The organism is Streptomyces sp. NPDC051104 (assembly GCF_040682835.1).
Lineage (GTDB): Bacteria > Actinomycetota > Actinomycetes > Streptomycetales > Streptomycetaceae > Streptomyces > Streptomyces cynarae.
The window spans coordinates 57,695-75,839 of the sequence record NZ_JBFBBS010000006.1; the positions used below are offsets into that span (position 1 = coordinate 57,695).

Annotated in this window: 16 protein-coding genes; 3 read left to right on the forward strand and 13 right to left on the reverse strand. The window is 71.8% G+C overall.

What is annotated here, in order from left to right; all coding sequences use genetic code 11:
* Positions 1-12 precede the first annotated feature (12 nt).
* The 7 genes from cobA to AB0N14_RS11575 form a co-directional block, all read right to left on the reverse strand.
* On the reverse strand, positions 13-1,245 hold the full coding sequence (gene cobA / locus AB0N14_RS11545; RefSeq protein ID WP_366025449.1) for a uroporphyrinogen-III C-methyltransferase: 1,233 nt from the start codon (positions 1,243-1,245) through the stop codon (positions 13-15).
* Between the two features lie 145 nt (positions 1,246-1,390).
* Complete coding sequence (gene cobT, locus AB0N14_RS11550) at positions 1,391-5,011, reverse strand: nicotinate-nucleotide--dimethylbenzimidazole phosphoribosyltransferase (protein ID WP_366025450.1); 3,621 nt, start codon at positions 5,009-5,011, stop codon at positions 1,391-1,393.
* Between the two features lie 343 nt (positions 5,012-5,354).
* A complete protein-coding gene (cbiE, locus tag AB0N14_RS11555) occupies positions 5,355-6,563 on the reverse strand; it encodes a precorrin-6y C5,15-methyltransferase (decarboxylating) subunit CbiE (RefSeq protein ID WP_366025451.1) in 1,209 nt (402 codons plus the stop codon).
* A gap of 128 nt (positions 6,564-6,691) precedes the next feature.
* Positions 6,692-7,330 carry a GNAT family N-acetyltransferase gene (locus AB0N14_RS11560; RefSeq protein WP_366025452.1) on the reverse strand — a complete coding sequence of 213 codons (639 nt, stop codon included), beginning with the start codon at positions 7,328-7,330 and terminating at the stop codon, positions 6,692-6,694.
* A gap of 166 nt (positions 7,331-7,496) precedes the next feature.
* Positions 7,497-8,330: a MetQ/NlpA family ABC transporter substrate-binding protein gene (locus tag AB0N14_RS11565; RefSeq protein WP_366025453.1), complete on the reverse strand. Its 834-nt coding sequence runs from the start codon at positions 8,328-8,330 to the stop codon at positions 7,497-7,499.
* An 80-nt stretch (positions 8,331-8,410) separates the two neighbouring features.
* Complete coding sequence (locus AB0N14_RS11570; protein WP_366025454.1) at positions 8,411-9,157, reverse strand: methionine ABC transporter permease; 747 nt, start codon at positions 9,155-9,157, stop codon at positions 8,411-8,413.
* Positions 9,154-10,191: an ATP-binding cassette domain-containing protein gene (locus AB0N14_RS11575; RefSeq protein ID WP_366025455.1), complete on the reverse strand. Its 1,038-nt coding sequence runs from the start codon at positions 10,189-10,191 to the stop codon at positions 9,154-9,156. The genes AB0N14_RS11570 and AB0N14_RS11575 overlap by 4 nt, the downstream gene beginning before the upstream one ends.
* Before the next feature lie 451 nt (positions 10,192-10,642).
* Here AB0N14_RS11575 and AB0N14_RS11580 point away from each other — a divergent pair, with 451 nt between their 5' ends.
* A complete protein-coding gene (locus AB0N14_RS11580) occupies positions 10,643-11,002 on the forward strand; it encodes a hypothetical protein (RefSeq protein ID WP_366025456.1) in 360 nt (119 codons plus the stop codon).
* A gap of 1 nt (position 11,003) precedes the next feature.
* Positions 11,004-11,435 (forward strand): hypothetical protein, encoded by a 432-nt coding sequence (locus AB0N14_RS11585; protein WP_366025457.1) that lies wholly within the window; start codon positions 11,004-11,006, stop codon positions 11,433-11,435.
* 37 nt (positions 11,436-11,472) lie between these two features.
* Here the strand turns inward: AB0N14_RS11585 and AB0N14_RS11590 are convergent, their stop codons facing one another.
* The 3 genes from AB0N14_RS11590 to AB0N14_RS11600 form a co-directional block, all read right to left on the reverse strand.
* Complete coding sequence (locus AB0N14_RS11590) at positions 11,473-11,970, reverse strand: GNAT family N-acetyltransferase (protein WP_366025458.1); 498 nt, start codon at positions 11,968-11,970, stop codon at positions 11,473-11,475.
* 45 nt (positions 11,971-12,015) lie between these two features.
* Complete coding sequence (locus AB0N14_RS11595; protein WP_366025459.1) at positions 12,016-12,522, reverse strand: sigma-70 family RNA polymerase sigma factor; 507 nt, start codon at positions 12,520-12,522, stop codon at positions 12,016-12,018.
* An 88-nt stretch (positions 12,523-12,610) separates the two neighbouring features.
* A complete protein-coding gene (locus tag AB0N14_RS11600; RefSeq protein WP_366025460.1) occupies positions 12,611-13,813 on the reverse strand; it encodes a glycerophosphodiester phosphodiesterase in 1,203 nt (400 codons plus the stop codon).
* A 324-nt stretch (positions 13,814-14,137) separates the two neighbouring features.
* Here AB0N14_RS11600 and AB0N14_RS11605 point away from each other — a divergent pair, with 324 nt between their 5' ends.
* Positions 14,138-14,827 carry a lysophospholipid acyltransferase family protein gene (locus AB0N14_RS11605; protein ID WP_366025461.1) on the forward strand — a complete coding sequence of 230 codons (690 nt, stop codon included), beginning with the start codon at positions 14,138-14,140 and terminating at the stop codon, positions 14,825-14,827.
* Between the two features lie 78 nt (positions 14,828-14,905).
* Here the strand turns inward: AB0N14_RS11605 and AB0N14_RS11610 are convergent, their stop codons facing one another.
* The 3 genes from AB0N14_RS11610 to AB0N14_RS11620 form a co-directional block, all read right to left on the reverse strand.
* Entirely contained in the window at positions 14,906-16,525 is a 1,620-nt protein-coding gene (locus AB0N14_RS11610) for an MFS transporter (protein WP_366025463.1), read from the reverse strand.
* Positions 16,522-17,073 carry a TetR/AcrR family transcriptional regulator gene (locus AB0N14_RS11615; RefSeq protein ID WP_263228977.1) on the reverse strand — a complete coding sequence of 184 codons (552 nt, stop codon included), beginning with the start codon at positions 17,071-17,073 and terminating at the stop codon, positions 16,522-16,524. The genes AB0N14_RS11610 and AB0N14_RS11615 overlap by 4 nt, the downstream gene beginning before the upstream one ends.
* Positions 17,074-17,153: 80 nt before the next feature.
* Positions 17,154-18,110, reverse strand: coding sequence for an aldo/keto reductase (locus AB0N14_RS11620; RefSeq protein WP_366025465.1), 957 nt, complete (start codon positions 18,108-18,110; stop codon positions 17,154-17,156).
* Between the last annotated feature and the right edge of the window lie 35 nt (positions 18,111-18,145).

Genomic DNA, 18,145 nt, shown 5'->3' on the forward strand with positions numbered 1-18,145 from the left:
TGTTACCCCCGGTTACTCGACCGGCCGCGGCCCCACCGTCACGACCTCGCCGATGACGATGACCGCCGGCGGCTTCACGTCCTTCTCCCGGACGGTCTCCGCGACCGTCGCCAGCGTCGCGTCGACCCGGCGCTGGGCGGCCGTCGTGCCCTCCTGGACCAGGGCGACGGGGGTGTCGGGCGCCTTGCCGTGGGCGACGAGCGTCTCGGCGATCTTCCCGATCTTGTCGACACCCATGAGGATCACGAGCGTGCCCGTCAGCCGCGCCAGGGACGGCCAGTCGACCAGAGAACGCTCGTCGTCAGGGGCGACATGCCCGCTGACCACCGTGAACTCGTGTGCGACACCGCGGTGGGTGACGGGGATGCCGGCCGCGCCCGGCACGGAGATCGAGCTGGAGACGCCCGGGACGACCGTGCACGGGATGCCCGCCTCGGCGAGCGCCTGCACCTCCTCCATGCCGCGGCCGAAGACGTACGGGTCGCCGCCCTTGAGGCGAACGACCGACTTGCCCTGCTTGGCGTGCTCGATCAGCGCGTTGTTGATGGCCTCCTGGGCCATGAAACGGCCGTACGGGATCTTCGCCGCGTCGATCACCTGCACGTGCGACGGGAGTTCGGCGAGCAGGTTGCGGGGACCGAGACGGTCGGCGATGACCACGTCCGCCTCGGCGAGCAGCCGCCGCCCGCGGACGGTGATCAGGTCCGGGTCGCCGGGGCCGCCGCCGACGAGCGCCACACCGGGGGTGCGGGTGCGGTGGTGCGGGGCGACCAGCGTGCCGTCGCGCAGGCCCTCCACCACGGCGTCACGGATGGCGGCGGTGTGCCGGGGGTCGCGGCCCCTGGCCTCGGTGGTGAGCACGGCGACCGTGACGCCCTCGCTGTGGCCCGTCGCGGGGGTCCACGCGGTGGCCGCGTCGGCGTCGTCGGAGCGGACGCACCACACCCGGTTGGCCTCTGCCTCCGCCGAGGCCCGGGAGTTCGCCTCGGGGTCGCTGGTGGCGATCAGGGCGTACCAGGCGTCCACGAGGTCGCCGTCCTCGTACGGGCGCTGCTCCCAGGTGATCTCGCCCGCGTCCGCCATGGCTTCGACCGAGGGGGTCGCTTCCGGGGAGACGAGGACGATGTCCGCGCCTGCCGCGATGAGCGCCGGAAGGCGGCGCTGGGCGACCTGGCCGCCGCCGAGGACGACGACGCGGCGTCCGGTCAGGCGGAGCCCTACGGGGTACGGGGGGTGTTCGGCCATGGAGGTGCGGCTCCTCGTGCGGCGGTGGGGACGGCGGCCTCTGCGGCTTTGGAGGGGCCTGACGTGCGGATTCTATGGTGCGGACGTCAGGGCGGCTCACCTGGTCGAAGGCTGAGCCGCCCCTGCACGCGGACGTGAAGTGGTGCTATTTCTCAGTGACGCCTGCCGAGTCGAACGTCGCCACCTCGTGCATCGCCCTCGCCGCGCTCTGGACCAGCGGCAGGGCCAGCAGGGCGCCCGTGCCCTCGCCCAGGCGGAGGTCCAGGTCGACCAGGGGGCGAAGGCCCAGTTTGTTCAGGGCGGCCACATGGCCCGGCTCCGCGCTGCGGTGGCCTGCGATGCACGCCGCGAGGACCTCGGGGGCGATGGCGCGCGCCACCAGGGCGGCAGCGCCTGCGCTGACGCCGTCCAGGATGACCGGCGTGCGCAGGGACGCGCCGCCGAGCAGCAGGCCCACCATCGCCGCGTGCTCCAGGCCGCCGAACGCCGCCAGGACGCCGATCGGGTCGGCCGGGTCCGGCTGGTGGAGTTCGATGGCGCGGCGCACGACCTCGGTCTTGCGGGCCAGCGTCTCATCGTTGATGCCGGTGCCGCGGCCCGTCACCTCGGACGGGTCGGTGTCCGTGAAGACGGCGATCAGGGCGGCCGAGGCCGTCGTGTTCGCGATGCCCATCTCACCGGTGAGCAGAGCCCGGTTGCCGGCCGCCACCAGGTCGCGGGCCGTCTCGATGCCGACCTCGATCGCCTGCTTGACCTCCTCGCGGGTGAGCGCGGGGCCGGTCGTCATGTCGGCCGTGCCGGCGCGGACCTTGCGCGGCAGCAGGCCGGGGGTGGCGGGCAGGTCGGCGGCCACGCCCACGTCGATGACACAGACCTCGGCACCGACCTGGCCCGCGAAGGCGTTGCAGACCGCTCCCCCGCCGAGGAAGTTGGCGACCATCTGGCCCGTCACCTCCTGGGGCCACGGGGTCACGCCCTGGGCGTGCACGCCGTGGTCGCCCGCGAAGATGGCGACGGCCGCGGGCTCCGGGATCGGCGGCGGGCACTGCCGGGACAGGCCGGACAGCTGCGCGGAGATGATCTCCAGCATGCCGAGGGCACCCGCGGGCTTGGTCATCCGCTTCTGCCGCTCCCAGGCCTCGCCGAGCGCCTTGGCGTCCAGCGGGCGGATGCCGGCGACGGTCTCGGCGAGCAGGTCGTGCGGCTCCTCGCCGGGCAGCGCGCGACGGCCGTACGTCTCCTCGTGCACGACCCAGGACAGCGGGCGGCGCTTGGACCAGCCCGCCTGCATCAGTTCGGGCTCCTCCGGGAACTCGTCGACGTACCCGACGCACAGGTACGCCACGACCTCCAGGTGCTCGGGCAGCCCGAGGGCCCGGACCATCTCGCGCTCGTCGAAGAAGCTGACCCAGCCGACGCCGAGGCCCTCGGCGCGGGCCGCGAGCCACAGGTTCTCGACGGCGAGCGCGGAGGAGTACGGCGCCATCTGCGGCTGGGTGTGCCGGCCGAGGGTGTGGCGACCGCCCCGGGTGGGGTCGGCGGTGACCACGATGTTCACCGGTGTGTCGAGGATGGCCTCGATCTTCAGTTCCTTGAACTGCTTCGCCCGGCCCTTGGGCAGCGACTTGGCGTACGCCTCGCGCTGGCGCATGGCCAGTTCGTGCATCGTGCGGCGCGTCTCGGCGGAGCGGATGACGACGAAGTCCCAGGGCTGGGAGTGGCCCACGGAGGGTGCCGTGTGGGCGGCCTCCAGGACGCGCAGCAGCACGTCGTGCGGGATCGGGTCGCTGCGGAAGCCGTTGCGGATGTCGCGGCGCTCGCGCATCACGCGCAGGACGGCTTCGCGCTCGGCGTCGTCGTATCCGGGCGCCGCCGGGCCGGTGGACTGTCGTGCTTCTTCCACGGCGGCCGTGCTCTCTTCCTGGTCGGCGGCCCGGGTGTCGAGGTCGTCCGCCTGCTGTGCGACTACCGGCTCCTGGTCCTCGGCATCCGGCTCCGGGACGGGCCCCTCACCCTCGCGGGGGCCGGGAACCATCGCGAAGGGCTCCTGCACCGCCGGTTCCTCCTGCTGGGCGACGGCCGGAGCGGATTCTTCGGCGGGCGGCTGCTCCTGGACGGGCAGGGGCGGCACGGTCAGCGCGTGCGGCGGAGTGGGGGCCAGGTGCGGGGTGGTCGGCACGGTGCCCTCGACGGGCACGAACCGGCCGAACGACTGGTCCGCCTGGGGCTCCACGGGCGCGTCGGCCTGCACACCGGTGGCATCGGCCGGGACGCCGGGGGCATCGGCGGGCACACCGGGTCCGGCGGCCGGCTCGCCGCCCGCCCCCTGCTCGCCGTGCGCCTGGGTGGGTCCGCCCACCGGCACCGCCTGCGCGGGCTCGGCGACCGCGGGCTGCGCCTCCTCGGGGGCCTGCTGCGGCGCGGGCTCCGCGAACAGTGCCGGGGCGTCAGGAGTCTGGGCCTCGGCGTCCGTCAGGGGCGCGTGCTGGTCCGCTGCCGGTGCCGTGACCGGGGTCCCGCCGGTGTCGTGGACCTGCTCGGCCGGGGTCAGGCTGGTGTCGTGGACCTGCACGGCCGAGGCCTGGCCCGGATCGTGGACCTCCTGCTCGGCCGGGGCGTCGGCAATGTGTTGGTGGTCCTGGGCGGGAGCCCCAGGGTGCGCGGCAGGCGCCGGAACGTGGACCTCCGCGGCCTGCGGGGCCGGCCCCGCTTCGGCCGCGGGCGCGGGCACGCCGATGTGCGGCTCGCCGTCCACTGCCGGTACTGCCCCGAAGTCCGGGGCGGCATCCGCCACGGGCACGGCGTCCGGGACCTGCGGGGCGAGCCCGGCGGGGGTCGCGTCCTGTGCCGGTGCGGCATCCGGCGCCGGTACGGCTCCGGGATGCTGCGAGCCGTCGTGCTGCCAGGCAGCGCCCTGCGAGCCGTCGTTCAGCGTCCCGTCCGGCAGGACGTGTCCGGAGTCGTCGGCCACCTCGGCCTGGCCTTGCTCGGGCATGCCGAGCGCGCCCTCCGGGGCCGGCACGCCGTGCGCGGCCTGCGGGGCCTCCGGCGTCGGCTGCGGCATCTGCTGCGGCTCCGAGTCGACCAGCGGGCCGGAGCCCTGCGGGGCGTCGGGCGCGGCCTCGGCGGTCACGGGCGCGGCCTCCGGGGCGACGGGCGCGGCGGTCGGCTGAACCGTCGGCGCGGGCTCGGGCGCCGGTGCCGGAACGACCGTTTCTGCGGCCGTCCCCTCCGTGCTCACCGGCGGCACGGTGTGCTGCTGCGGCGGCGGCCCCCAGGGCACCGCTCCCTGCGGGGAGTTCTCCGCCGGCTGGGGCACGTCCAGGTACTCGGGGCCGGTCGTGGGCGGCCCGGAGGGGCGCATCGGGGCGTCCGCCGGACCGCGGTCGGAGAGCGTGCGCACCGGGCTCGCGGAGGTGTCCGGGATGGGCGGGCCGAGGTGCAGCGGGCGGCGCGGCGTCGGCTGCGGCGCGGGCGCCGGAGGCGGCGTACGGACCGCGCCGACGTCGATGGAGCCGCTGTCCCGGCCGGCCGCCTCGTGCGGACCGGGCTCGTGGGGATACGGCGCCGGAGCCGGGACGTGCTGCGGCATCTCGGTGCCCCACGCGCCCTGCTGGCCCGGCATCAGGAGCAGGTCGTCGTCCTCGGGAGCGCTGTCGGAAGGGTCGAGGTAGGTGTACGCGCCCGGCGCGAGGACGCCCGGCTGCTCCACCATGCCTGCGTTCTCCGGCAGCCCCTCGCCCGGGACCTGGCCGGTGTCGGTCATGCGTACCCCTCGCCCATCGGTTAGTGCTTCTACGACCAGCTGGCCCGGAACGGCACACCGACCGCCCGCAGTGAAGAACGAGCGTGCGTGCCCAGCGGCACGAACGACCCGCCCACAATGACGACAAAGCCATTGAACGGCATTGTCCCGGTCGTCCCGCCGTCGCGACAGGGTGATCCGCGACGGCCCGCTGTGGACTGCGCCACGTTGCGCGCCCTCCGGTCCGGCCGTACCGCCCCCACCCCAAAAGGGGTGCGCTTTCCGGACATTGGCTGACGAATGCCGGATCACCCGAGTACGGTACGACGGTCGGCCAGCCTACCGCGCCGGTACGACAACCGGATCACGGGGAGCGTTCGGCCAATCGGCCGCTGAGCAGGAACGCAACGCTCCGCTCCTTCTCCGTCCAGGCCCGCGTGTCGAGTTCGACGGACTGCAGCAGGGCGCACTCGACGTCGTAGCCGTGTTCCGTGAGGTCCCTGCCGACGAGTTCGGCCGCGTCGCGGGTCGCGGCGTGGGTGACGATGCGCTGCGGGCGGCGGTCGGCGACGGCGGAGACGACCGCCGCTCCCCCGCCGCCGACGCGGACGACGTCCGGTTCGGGCAGGTTCTCCAGGATGTGCGGGGCGGTGCCGTGCACGACCTGGAGCTGGACGCCGAAGTGGCGTGCGGCGGCCGTGGTACGGCCGCATGCGTCGAGGTCCTGGTCGACGGCGATGACGGCGGCCCCGCAGCGGGCGGCCTCCACGGCCAACGCGCCGCTGCCGCTGCCGATGTCCCACACCAGGTCGCCCACCCTGGGTCCGAGACGGGCGAGTTGGCTGACCCGCAGCAGATCCGTCTCCCCTTCGCCGAGTCCCCCGCCGTACGCCTCGGCGGGCAGGGCCCAGCCGCGCGGTCCCGCGCCCGGGTCGCGTCCGGCGATCCAGCCGCCGTCGGCGGCGGTGACCGGTCCTCCGATGACGATGACGACGTTGGGGTCGCGCCAGGTGTGGTCGGCGGCCTTGTCCGAGGTGACGACGGTGACCTGTTCGCGCTCGGTGCCCAGCTCCTCGCAGATGACGAACGTGCGGTGGACACCGTCGAGGAGCAGTCCGAGCTCGGCGGGTCCGGCGCCCGGTGAGGTGAGGACCGCGACCTTGGTGTGGGCGCGGCATACGTTGACCGCGCGTCGCAGGGTGCGGCGGTGTGCGACGACCACCTGTGCGTCGTCCCAGGGCATCCCGGCGCGCGCGAAGGCGGCGGCCACGGAGGAGACGGCGGGGACGACTTCGACCTCCAGGCCGTACTCGGGGACGCGCAGCGTGCGTACGACACCGAAGAAGCCGGGGTCGCCGTCGGCGAGGACGACGGCGGTGCCGCGGTGGGCGGCGATACGGCGGGCGGCGAGGGCGACACTGCCGAGGCGGATGCGCTCGGCGGCCGGAGGCACTTCGGGGAGGGCGAGGTGGTGGGCCGCGCCGGCGACGAGCGTGGCGGCCCCGAGGGCGGAGCGCGCGGCGGCGGTCAGCGGCGAGCCGTCCCAGCCGATCACCGTGACCCGGTCGGCCATCGTCGTCAGTCTCCAGGTTTTTCGCGCAGGTCGTCAGGGGGCAGCCCGTACGGCGGGCTCCGTGAGGGTATCCCGTTCGGCTGGGTGCACTCGCCCCGGGCTCGTCCCGTGGGAGCGGTCCCTCGCTGTCAGTTCCAGTTCGGGAACGACGTGAAACCCCGCGTGTCGGCCAGCTCGTCGCTGACCCCGTCGAGGTCCTCCGGCAGCAGGCTCCACACGATGAAGTCGGTCCGTACGTCCGTCCAGGTGCCGTCCTTCGCACGGACGTGCGCTATGCAGGCGTTGCGCAGGACGCCCTCGCTGATGCAGCCGATCTTCTGGGCGACCTGCTGGGAGGCGGTGTTGTCGGCCGCGGTGCGCAGTTCGATCCGCTCGAAGCCCTGGTCGCCGAAGAGCCATTGGGCGGTCGCGAGCGCGGCTTCGGAGGCGTAGCCCTCGCCGCGTGCCCAAGGCGCGATGACGTACGACAGCTCGGTGGACCGCACATGCCAGTTGGTCTTGGTGAGCTGGATGACGCCCACCAGGCGCTGGGTGAGGAACTCGGTGACGGCGAGGTCGAGGCCGCGGCCCGCGGCGCGTTCGGCGGGCGCGTACTCGGTGATCCAGGTGCGGGCGCCCTCCTCGGTGAACGGCTGGGGCACGTCGGTCCAGGCGCCGACCAGCTCGTCGTTCATCATCTCGGCCAGCGCGGGGACGTCGTCCTCGTCGAGAGGGCGCAGGACCAAACGCTCCGTGCTGATGGAGACGTTGGGGAAGGTGCTCGTCATTGCGCCGCTCCGTAACCTTCGAAAAACCGTCAGGGCCTGCTGAACTGCCCAGCATGCAGCATGGAGGCGGCGAAACGCACCACGGGGTCCACACCCGGTGGGGGAGCGGACCCCGTGCGTGGCGATACGCGGTGTACGCGGTGCCGACGGCAGTCGATCAGCGGGATCAGAAGGACGCGATGACCGATCCCTGGTACTTGTCCTCGATGAACTTCTTGACCTCGGGCGAGACGAGGAGCTTGGCCAGCTTCTTGACCCGCGGGTCGTTCTCGTTGCCCTTCTTGACCGCGAGGAAGTTGCCGTAGGGGTTGTTCTTCGCGGACTCCAGGACGAGGGCGTCCTTGGCGGGCTTGAGGCCGGAGGAGATGGCGTAGTTGCCGTTGATCACCGCGGCGTCCACGTCGTCCAGGGAGCGCGGGGTCTGGGCCGCCTCCAGCTCCTTGAACTTGAGGTTCTTCGGGTTCTTGGCGATGTCCCGCGGGGTCGCCTCGTTGCCCACGCCGCTCTTGAGCGTGATGAGACCGTTCGCGTCGAGCAGCTTGAGCGCACGCGCCTCGTTGACCGTGTCGTTCGGGATGGCGACGGTCGCACCGCTCTTCAGCTCGTCGGCCTTCCTGATCTTGTGGGAGTACAGGCCGAGCGGCTCCAGGTGCACCGTGACGACGGGCGCGATGTGGGTGCCGTTCTTCTTGTTGAAGTCGTCGAGGTACGGCTGGTTCTGGAAGTAGTTGGCACCGACCGACCCGTCCTCGGTCGCCGTGTTCGGCGTGACGTAGTCGGTGAACTCCTTGACCTGAAGGTCGAGGCCCGCCTTCTTCGCCAGGTTGTCCTTGACGAAGTTGAGGATCTCGGCGTGCGGCGTGGGGCTCGCGGCGACGATGAGCGGGCCGCCCGAGCCGGAGGAGGCGGAGCTGCTCTTGCCGGAGCCGCAGGCGCTGAGCCCGAAGGTGAGGGCTCCCGCGGCGAGGACGGCGGTGGTGATCTTGGCGGTGTTACGCACGAAAAGTGCCTTTCCTTATGGGTGGTGCCACCCCGTCATGGTTCACGGGGAGTTCAGGGGACACGCGGGGGCGGCGTGGCTCAGGCGACCTTGCTCACATCGGCCGTCGCGGGCTCCTTCGCCTTCAGCAGCCGCAGCTTCGGCGCCGGTCCGGAGCGGCCGCCGCGGCGGTGCAGGGCGCGGGCCGCGAAGTCGCCGGCGATCTGGATGAGCGAGATGACGACGGCCAGGACCGCCACGGTGATCCACATCAGCTGGGTGTCGAAGCGCTGGTAGCCGTAGCGGATGGCGATGTCGCCGAGGCCGCCGGCGCCGACCGTGCCGGCCATCGCGGAGTAGCCGATGAGGGCGACGACGGTGGTGGTCGCGGAGGAGATCAGGGAGGGCAGGGCCTCCGGTACGAGGACCTTGCGCACGACGGTCCAGGTGTTGCCGCCCATCGCCTGCACGGCCTCGACGAGGCCGCCGTCCACTTCGCGGACAGCCGTCTCGACGAGGCGCGCGAAGAACGGGATGGCGCCGATGGCGAGCGGCACGATGGCGGCCTCGCGGCCGATCGTCGTCCCCGTGACCCAGCGTGTGAAGCTCATCAGCGCGACCATCAGGATGATGAACGGCATCGAGCGGGCGATGTTCACGACCTGCCCGAGGATCTTGTTGGCCAGGATGTTCTGGAGCAGTCCGCCGCGGTCGGTCAGCACCAGCAGCACGCCGAGCGGCAGTCCGCCGACGACGGCGATGAGGGTGGACCAGCCGACCATGTAGAGGGTGTCCCAGGAGGCCTGGGACAGCAGCGGCTGCATCGCCGAGAAATCAGTCCAGGTCACTTGGCACCTTCCTTCACCAGCGGGGCCGCCTGGCGGCCCACCACGTCGATCTGCAGTCCCTGCTCGCGCAGGAAGCCGATCGGCACGACGTTGTCCTCGTAGCGGCCGGGCAGTTCGATGCGCATCCGGCCGACCTGGAGGCCGCCGACGGTGTCGATGGCGGCGCCCAGGATCGAGATGTCGATGTTGTAGGTGCGGGACAGCTGGGAGATGACGGGCTGGGTGGCGGCCTCGCCCTGGAAGGTGACGTCGACGACGGTCCGGTCGTCGCCGGATGCCTGGCCGCCGACCGGGAAGAGGGCGGAGGCCAGGTGGGAGCCGGGGGTGGCGAGCAGTTCGCCGACCGTGCCGGACTCGACGATGCGGCCCTTCTCCATGAGGGCGGCCGAGTCGCAGACGCTCTTGACGACGTCCATCTCGTGCGTGATGAGCAGGACGGTCAGGCCGAGCTGCCGGTTGAGGTCGCGCAGCAGCTGGAGGATGGAACGGGTGGTCTCCGGGTCGAGGGCGCTGGTCGCCTCGTCGGAGAGCAGCACTTTGGGGTCGCCGGCGAGGGCGCGGGCGATGCCGACGCGCTGCTTCTGGCCGCCGGAGAGCTGGGCCGGGTAGGCCTTGGCCTTGTCGGCGAGACCGACGAGGTCGAGGAGCTCGAGGGCCTTGCGGGAACGTTCCTTCCCGGACTTGCCGAGGATCTCCAGGGGCAGCTCGACGTTGTCCTGGACGGTGCGCGAGGACAGCAGGTTGAAGTGCTGGAAGACCATGCCGATCCGGCTGCGTGCCGAGCGGAGTTCCTTGCCGGCGCGTGGTCCGCGGCCGGCGAGCGCGGTCAGGTCCTGGCCGGCCACGGTGACCGTGCCGGAGGTGGGGCGCTCCAGGAGGTTGACGCAGCGGATGAGCGAGGACTTGCCGGCGCCGGACTGGCCGATGACGCCGAACACCTCGCCCTCGCGTACGTGCAGGTCGACGCCGTCGAGGGCGGTGATCTCGCGGCCGCGCGAACGGTAGACCTTGGTCAGGCCCGATGTGGTGATCACTGGGTTTCCGTCACTGTCGAGTGCAGGGCGTGGATGTGCGCCGGGCACGGGTGCGTGCATGGCAACGCGGCACGGTTCTCGCAAGGGCGATGGAACCGGGGAGAACCTGTGCGCGGGAGGTCAGTCGCATACGACGCGTGCGTACGGACGTTCCACGGCGGTCTCGCTTCGGGGCGCGAGGCTCTGGGTGGTGCGGGGGCCCTCTAGCAGGCGCACATTCGACACATACAACGAGCACCGGGCGTCATGGTCGCCTCGGTCGCAACAGTGCGGCAGCTCGTCGTGGTCATGGATGCAAGTAAAGCAGACGCCGGACCGGGACCTGACACGACTGTCCGAATAGCGGACGGATGGCGCCGGTTGTGGTCAACGCCACGGCCGGCGGGGCGGCGCCGCGGTCGGCCACGGGGGCGGGGACATCAGTGCTTTTGGCCCGTAATAGGGTCGCGGCATGCTTGATGCCCTGACGCTGGCGACCGGTGTCGCCGCGCTGCTGCTCGCCGCCTGGTGCGGCTGGGCCGCGTACCGTGATCAGCCCACGAAGGACTGGCACTTCATCGGCATGGCCGTGGTGACGCTGCTGGCCCTCATCCAGCTGGTCGTCGGCATCGTCCAGCTGGCGCGGGGCGAGAAGCCGGCGCAGGGCACGACGATCTTCGTGGCGTATCTGCTGGGCGCCTTCGCGTGCATCCCGGCGGCGGGCTTCATGTCGCTGGCCGAGCGCACACGGTGGGGTTCGGTGACGGTCGCGGCCGGCGGTGTGGTCCTCGCCGTGCTGGAGGTGCGGCTCTATGACATCTGGGGAGGCTGAGATGACGGCCACGCGGGAGAAGCCGGCCAGGACGCGGCTCATCGGCGGGCCCGGCATGCTGCTGGTGTGGCTGTACGGGGTGATGGTGGTCGGGGCGGTGTCGCGGTCGGTCGTGCAGATCTCGACGCAGTTCGACAAGGCTCCGCTCGCGTACTCCCTGTCCGCGGTCGCCGGCGTCGTCTACGGATTCATCACGTACTCGCTGGTGCGTGGCGGCGAGACGGCCCGCCGGGCGGCGTTGGTGTGCTGTGCGGCCGAGCTGGTCGGTGTGCTCACCGTGGGGACGTGGACCCTGGTCGAGCCGTCCGCGTTTCCCGACGCGACCGTGTGGTCGGACTACGGCATGGGGTACGTCTTCATTCCGGTGCTGCTGCCGCTGTCGGCCATGTACTGGTTGCGGAAGGGGGCCGCGCGTCAGGCCGAGGCGGCCTGAGCCCGGCGGGACGCGCCCCTTTCGGGGCGCTCTTCCCCTACGCCGTCGTGGCGTACGTACTCGCCGGCTTCTCCAGGACGATCATCGGTACGCCGTCCGCTCCCTGAGCCGTGCCCACCGTCTCGTAGCCGACCCGGCGGTACAGGCGCAGGTTGCCCTCGCTGCGGTGGCCGGCGCTGAGACGGAACTTCTTCGCGCCGTGCCGCTCCACCAGTGCCGCCTCGGCCGCGCGCAGCAGCCGGGCGCCGATGCCGTGGCCCTGCAGCCGCGGGTGGACGCAGAGCCTGCCGATCAAGGCGGCCCCGTCCTCCGTCAGGCGGCCGCGTACCGAGCCGACCACCTCCTCGCCCAGCCGGGCCACGAAAACGCAGTCCGAGGCGACCTCCTCGCGCACCGAGTCCAGGGTCTGGACGAGCGGGGCGATGCGGTAGTTGCCGTACAGCGCGGCTTCGCTCTGGAAGCACAGGTACTGCAGCCTGAAGATCTGCTCGGCGTCCTGCTCGGTCGCCACAGAGATGGTCACGCTCATGCCCATGTGCGCACGCCTCCCGCTCACCTGATCACCGGTCGTCCCTCACTCCTATCCCCGCGGTTCGAGCGCCGCAACCTCCGCCGCAAGCAATCGACGCAGACATCCCAGGCATTTGGAGCGTTCCGGACCAAGACTCCCTTGTGAGATACCCAACTCCCCTGCGATTTCCCGGTAGGTCGGGTCCTGCGGGGAGAGCAGCGCCGCCATGAGGCGGGGACAGCGGCCGGGCAGGCGGCGTACGGCGGCGTGCAGTGCCCGGCGGCGGGCCGCGAGGAGGGCCTGCTGCTCAGGGCCGGGTCGGGTGTCGTCGGCCGGGTCACCGCGGTACGGCAGTTCGAGGCGGGCGGCGCGTCGGCCGCGGCGTGCCTCCAGACGCACCGCGCGGCGCAGCCATTCCTGCGGGTCGAGGGGCGGCCGGTCGGCCTCGAGCCGCTCCAGGAGCCGTAGCCACACGGCCTGTTCCAGATCGCTCGGCTCCATCCCGGCCGCGTGCGCCTCCGCCGAGGCCTCGGCGGCGAGCAGCGGACGCAGGGTGCTGACCATCTCGTGCCTCATACGCGACGGGACGCGTCCGCCCCGGCGGCGGGTTGCCGGAGCGGACGCGAGTCACCCCGACGGGGTACTCGTGGCACGTGTCGACCGCTCAGCCGCGCAGGAAGTCCTCGCGGGCGAGCACGCCGGTGTCGGCGTTGTCGGTGAAGACGCCGTCGATGCCGGTCGCGAAGTAGGTCCGGAAGGCACCGAAGACATCGCCGTAGGCCGTCGGGTCTGTGCCCTTCTGGAAGTTCGTGGGCAGGAAGGTGTTCTCGTCGCGCATCGTGTACGGGTGCAGGATCAGGCCCGCGGCGTGCGCGTCGGCGACCAGAGTGGAGGGCTTGGTGAGGTTGCCCTTCGCGTCCTTAGGGACGACCAGGTCGAGGGTGGGGCCGACGCCCTGGGCGTAGGAGGCGATCTCCTTCAGGCCCTTCGGGGTGATGAGGTCGGCGACCGTGCGCGGGTCGCCCGACTCGACGAAGTCGAAGGGGCGGGTGTTCGCGGCGGACAGGAGCACCACGAGCGGGTTGTCGACGAGCTTGTTCAGGCGCTGGATGCTGCTCGGCTCGAAGGACTGGATGATGACCGGTGAGTTCTTCCGGTCCTTGCCGTGCTTGCGCAGGGCCCTGGAGAGCAACTGCTCCATGTCGAGGCCCTGCTTGCGGAAGTAGGTGGGGTGCTTGGTCTCGGGGTAGATCCACACCTGCTTGCCGCGCTTGCGGGTCTGCTCGTCCTGCCACTTCAGGACCTCTTCGAAGGTGGGGATCTCCCAGCGGCCGTTGTAGAGGGTGTTGTGCTGGCGGGTGGCGGGGATGCGCTCGATCGCGCGCAGCGTCTTCAGCTCGGCGAGCGTGAAGTCCTCGGTGAACCAGCCGGTGGTGGAGACACCGTCCAGGACCTTGGTCTTCCTGCGGTCGGCGAACTCGGGGTGGTCGGCGACGTCGGTGGTCCCGCCGATCTCCGGCTCGTGCCGGCACACCAGGTGGCCGTCCTTGGTGGGCACCAGGTCACCGGCCTCCACGATGTCGGCGCCCAGGTCGAGCGCCAGGTTGTAGGAGGCGAACGTGTGCTCGGGACGGTAGCCGCTGGCTCCGCGGTGACCGATGATCGTCGGCACGGGCAGGCCCTTCAGCCCGCCGGTGTGCCGCGCGTCCGCCCTCGCGACGCCGGGCAGTCCGAGGACCGCTCCGCCGGCGCCGAGCACCGCGGCCCCGAGCAGCGCTCGCCGACCCGTCCCCTGCCCCTGCCCCTGCCCCTGCCCCTGCCCCTGCCCCTGCCCCTGCCCCTGCCCGTAAGACTCCTGCGCGCCCATGTGTTCCTCTCGCCACACCTACTCGAAGGGCTCGATCGTAGGTGCGGACGGGTGACGGCCGGGAGACGTCTGCGGGAACGCGCGACGGACGGGGAACGTCCTCGTGGGTGCATGGCGACGGAGTTGGCGAATACCCGGACTGACGGCCCGTCAACCGTCGTCGCGGCGTTCGCCACACCCGTCCGGCGGATGACGAACGTGCAACAAAACCGCCATCGCAGGTAAACACTCGTCAATGACGCGTATCCACTCGGTGAACCCGGTGTGCGACACCCCGGGCATCACGAGTATCGTCCTCACCTGCACAGACTCATACCGCATCCCTTGACACCGGAGGGCCCGTTGTCCCGCTTCGTGCTCATCAAGGCAGTGCTCGGACCGATCATGCGCCTGATGTTCCGCCCACAGGTGGAGGGCGCGGAGCACATCCCGGCCGACGGTCCGGTCATCATGGCCGGCAACCACCTGACGTTCATCGACTCGGTCGTGCTGCCGCTGGTGACCAAGCGGCAGGTGTTCTTCATCGGCAAGGACGAGTACGTCACGGGCAAGGGCCTCAAGGGCCGGCTGATGGCCTGGTTCTTCACGGGCGTCGGCATGATCCCGGTCGACCGGGACGGCGCGAGCGGCGGTGTGGCCGCGCTGATGACCGGGCGCCGCGTGCTGGAGGAGGGCAAGGTCTTCGGCATCTACCCGGAGGGCACGCGCTCGCCCGACGGGCGGCTGTACCGGGGGCGCACCGGTATCGCGCGGCTGACGCTGATGACCGGCGCGCCGGTGGTGCCGTTCGCGATGATCGGCACGGACAAGTTGCAGCCCGGCGGACGGGGGATCCCCCGTCCGGGGCGGGTCACCGTGAGGTTCGGTGAGCCGATGGAGTTCTCTCGGTACGAGGGGATGGACCGGGATCGCTATGTGCTGCGGGCCGTCACCGATTCCGTGATGACGGAGGTCATGCGGCTCTCGGGGCAGGAGTACGTGGACATGTACGCCACGAAGGCGAAGGCGGCGTAGCCGGAACCAGGGGCGCCCACTCGCCATTGGGCTCCCCCGGAACCAGGGGCGCCCACTCGCCATTGGGCTCCCTGCTGTTCAGCAGGTGCGGGTGTTCTGTGGCTGGTCGCGCGGTTCCCCGCGCCCCTGAGGGGTCGCGTCCCCTCCCTCCAGTCTCTGGCCCCGCAGCAGGAACCACGCCGCCACCGCCGTCACCAGCAGAACCGCCGCGCCCGCTGCCATTGCCAGCCTGAGGCCCTCCACGAACGCGTCGCGGGCCGACGTGAGCAATGTCTCGGCGGTGGCCGGTGGGAGGTGAGCTGCCGTCTCCACCGCCCCGCCCAGTGATGCGTGGGCCGTGGCCGGGGTGCCCGGTGGCGCCGGGAAGTCCCGGTAGATCCCGGTCACGATCGAGCCGAGCAGGGCGATGCCCAGGGCCGCGCCGAGTTCGTACGCCGTCTCCGAGACCGCGGAGGCGGCGCCCGCCTGGTCCTTGGGCACGCCGGCGAGGATCACGTCCGCGGTGACGGTGAACGACAGGCCCGCGCCGACGCCCACGACCAGCAGCGCGGTCCCGATCAGCGAGTAGCCCGTGGTCCGGTCGAGCAGGGTGAGGGCGGCCAGCGCCAGGCCCACCGCGGCGAGGCCGCCCGAGACCACCGCCCGTACCGAGAAGCGCCGGGCCGCCGCGCCCGCGACCAGGCCCGCCGCCACCGCGCCGACTGCGGCGGGCAGTTCGGCGAGACCGGCCTCGAACGGACGCCTGCCCTGGACGAGTTGCAGGTATTGGGAGAGGAAGAAGACCAGTCCGGACATGCCGAGCACGGTCAGCAGGTCCGCGAGCACCGCACCGCTGAAGCCCCGACCCCGGAACAGCCGCATGTCCAGCAGCGGGACCGGCAGCGTCAGTTGACGGCGCACGAAGCCGAGGAGCGCGGCGGCACCGAGGAGTCCGGTGCCGAAGGCCGGCCAGGTGAATCCGTGGGCGGCCGCCTCCTTCACGGCGTACACCGCGCCGATCATGCCGACGAGCGACAAGGCGACGCTCGGCAGGTCCCAGGGGCCCGGGTCCGGGTCGTGGGACTCGGGCAGGGTCCTGATGCCGACCAGGACCAGGACCGCCGTCACCGGCAGGTTGATGAGGAAGACCGAGCCCCACCAGAAGTGCTCGAGCAGCAGACCGCCGACGACCGGGCCGACCGCCGTACCCGCCGAGGCGGTGGCGCCCCAGATGCCGACGGCGAGGCTGCGCTCGCGCGGGTCGTGGAAGATGTTGCGGATCAGGGCGAGCGTGGCGGGCATCAGGGTAGCGCCCGCGACACCGAGGAGCGCCCGGGCCAGGATCATGGTCTCCGGCGACTGGGCGTAGGCGTTCAGGACGGATATCGCGCCGAAGGCCGTGGCGCCGCCGAGCAGGATGCGCTTGCGGCCGACGCGGTCGCCGAGGCTGCCCATGGAGACGAGCAGACCGGCGATGACGAAGGAGTAGACGTCGCCGATCCACAGGAGCTGGGTGCCGGAGGGCTTCAGGTCCTCGCTGATGTAGGGGGTCGCGAGGCCGAGGACGGTCGCGTCCACGGCCACCAGCAGCACGGCGAGCACGAGGACGCAGAGCGCGAGCCACCGGCCCGGGCGCTTCTCCGCCTGCGGCGTCGTCTCCCCCGAGCTCTCGGCTGCGATCGAGCAGGGGGCACCCCCACGCTGCAGGGTGCTGGTCATGGTTCCTCTCTCCGTAGGGCGCCGCCGAGCAACAGCTCGGCGATCATGATGGGGAAGTCCCTGGCGGCCACACGGCCGTCCAGTACGGCCCAGGCGCACGAGGCGATCAGCCCGTAGAGCGCCTCGGTGAGCCAGGCCGGGGGGAGGTCGACGCGGAATTCGCCGCTGTGCCGACCGCGCAGGAAGACCGCGGTGATCCGGGTGTCGATCCGCAACCAGCCCTCGTTCTGGCCCTCGCCCTCCCACAGCTGGTTCTCGCCGTAGAGGAAGGCGAGCAGCCCGGCCGCGGGCTGGATCTCGCGCACGAGCCTGCGTACCGCGTCGGTCGCCGAGCCCTCGTCCAGCCGGGCCGCGTCCAGCGCCGCCTCGCACTCCTCGATACCGAGCACTTCCAGGGCCCGTACGAGCGCGTCGCGCCCGGCGAAGTGGCGGTGCAGCGTTGCCCGGCTGATCCCGGCCGCCTTGGCGACCTCGTCCATGGTCGCGGTGGATTTGCGGGTCAGCAGGGCGGCTGCGCTGCGCAGTACGTGGTCACGGTCGACGGCCATGAGACAACCATAGGCCATGTGAGACATTTTCGTCTCACACGGGGCATGTTCGTCTCACCAGGACAGACCTCGGCGTGATCTCAGTGCCAGGGCAGCTCCCCGCGCCGCTCCCAGTACGCGCGCGGGTCCTCGGCGAGCGTCTCGAGGCGGACCAGTTGGTCCTCGTCGAGGTCGACGGCGGCGGCGCGCAGGTTCGAGGCGAGCTGGCCTGTGGTGGCCGCGCCGGAGAGGACGACGCCCACCCACGGCCGCCGCAGGATCATGGCGAGGGCGACCGCGTCGCAGCCGAGGGACATCTCCACCGCCACGGCCTTCAAGGCGTCCGGCGCCTGCGGGTCCGCCAGCCGTCCGTTGGCCATGCCCTCCTTGACGATCACCGTGAGCCCGGCGTCGTGAGCCTCGGCGAGGGCGGGCCCGGCAGAGGTCTCCAGCAGGTTGTACGTGGACTGGACGGCACGGAAGAGGGGCTCGCCGTCGACCGTCACGGCGAGCGCGGCGCGGATCACGTCGGCCTGCGCCGGGCCGCTGGTGGAGAAGCCGATGGTGAGCCCCTGCGCGGCGGCCTCGGCCAGCCGGGCGTGCAGTTCCTTGTCGGTCAGGGCCGGACTGTCAGGGGTGACGGAGTGGATCTGGTAGAGGTCGAGCCGGTCGCCGAGTAGAGCGGCGGTCTCGGCGCGCTGCCGCTCGTAGGTGGCGACACTGTGGTCCTTGACCTCGTGCTGCTCGGCGTCGGTGCTCCACTGCGCGGTGTAGGTGTAGCCCCACTTGCTGCCGACCACCACGTCATCGATGCCGGGGCGGGCGGACAGCCAATCGGCGAGGAACTCCTCCGAACGGCCGTAGGAGCGGGCCACGTCGAAGTAGCGGACGCCCTGCGCGTAGGCGGCGTCCAAGAGTTCATGCGTGCGCTCGCGCAGGGCGTCGACCGTGCGGTCGGCGGGAAGGTCCCGGTCACGGCCGAGGTTGATGTAGCCCGGGCGGCCGACGGCGGCCAGTCCGAGTCCGATGTGCGCGGTGGCCGTGGTGGCGGCGGCCATAGGGGCATCCCCTGCTCGAGCGAAGCCGAGAGCTC

What these genes read in the sequence shown, in the direction of transcription:
- AB0N14_RS11580 (WP_366025456.1), top strand. Translation starts at nt 10,643, where the DNA reads ATGCTTGATGCCCTGACGCTGGCGACCGGTGTCGCCGCGCTGCTGCTC.
- AB0N14_RS11560 (WP_366025452.1), bottom strand. Translation starts at nt 7,330, where the DNA reads ATGACGAGCACCTTCCCCAACGTCTCCATCAGCACGGAGCGTTTGGTC.
- AB0N14_RS11590 (WP_366025458.1), bottom strand. Translation starts at nt 11,970, where the DNA reads ATGGGCATGAGCGTGACCATCTCTGTGGCGACCGAGCAGGACGCCGAG.
- AB0N14_RS11600 (WP_366025460.1), bottom strand. Translation starts at nt 13,813, where the DNA reads ATGGGCGCGCAGGAGTCTTACGGGCAGGGGCAGGGGCAGGGGCAGGGG.
- AB0N14_RS11595 (WP_366025459.1), bottom strand. Translation starts at nt 12,522, where the DNA reads ATGAGGCACGAGATGGTCAGCACCCTGCGTCCGCTGCTCGCCGCCGAG.
- AB0N14_RS11620 (WP_366025465.1), bottom strand. Translation starts at nt 18,110, where the DNA reads ATGGCCGCCGCCACCACGGCCACCGCGCACATCGGACTCGGACTGGCC.
- AB0N14_RS11615 (WP_263228977.1), bottom strand. Translation starts at nt 17,073, where the DNA reads ATGGCCGTCGACCGTGACCACGTACTGCGCAGCGCAGCCGCCCTGCTG.
- AB0N14_RS11610 (WP_366025463.1), bottom strand. Translation starts at nt 16,525, where the DNA reads ATGACCAGCACCCTGCAGCGTGGGGGTGCCCCCTGCTCGATCGCAGCC.
- cobT (WP_366025450.1), bottom strand. Translation starts at nt 5,011, where the DNA reads ATGACCGACACCGGCCAGGTCCCGGGCGAGGGGCTGCCGGAGAACGCA.
- AB0N14_RS11585 (WP_366025457.1), top strand. Translation starts at nt 11,004, where the DNA reads ATGACGGCCACGCGGGAGAAGCCGGCCAGGACGCGGCTCATCGGCGGG.
- cobA (WP_366025449.1), bottom strand. Translation starts at nt 1,245, where the DNA reads ATGGCCGAACACCCCCCGTACCCCGTAGGGCTCCGCCTGACCGGACGC.
- cbiE (WP_366025451.1), bottom strand. Translation starts at nt 6,563, where the DNA reads ATGGCCGACCGGGTCACGGTGATCGGCTGGGACGGCTCGCCGCTGACC.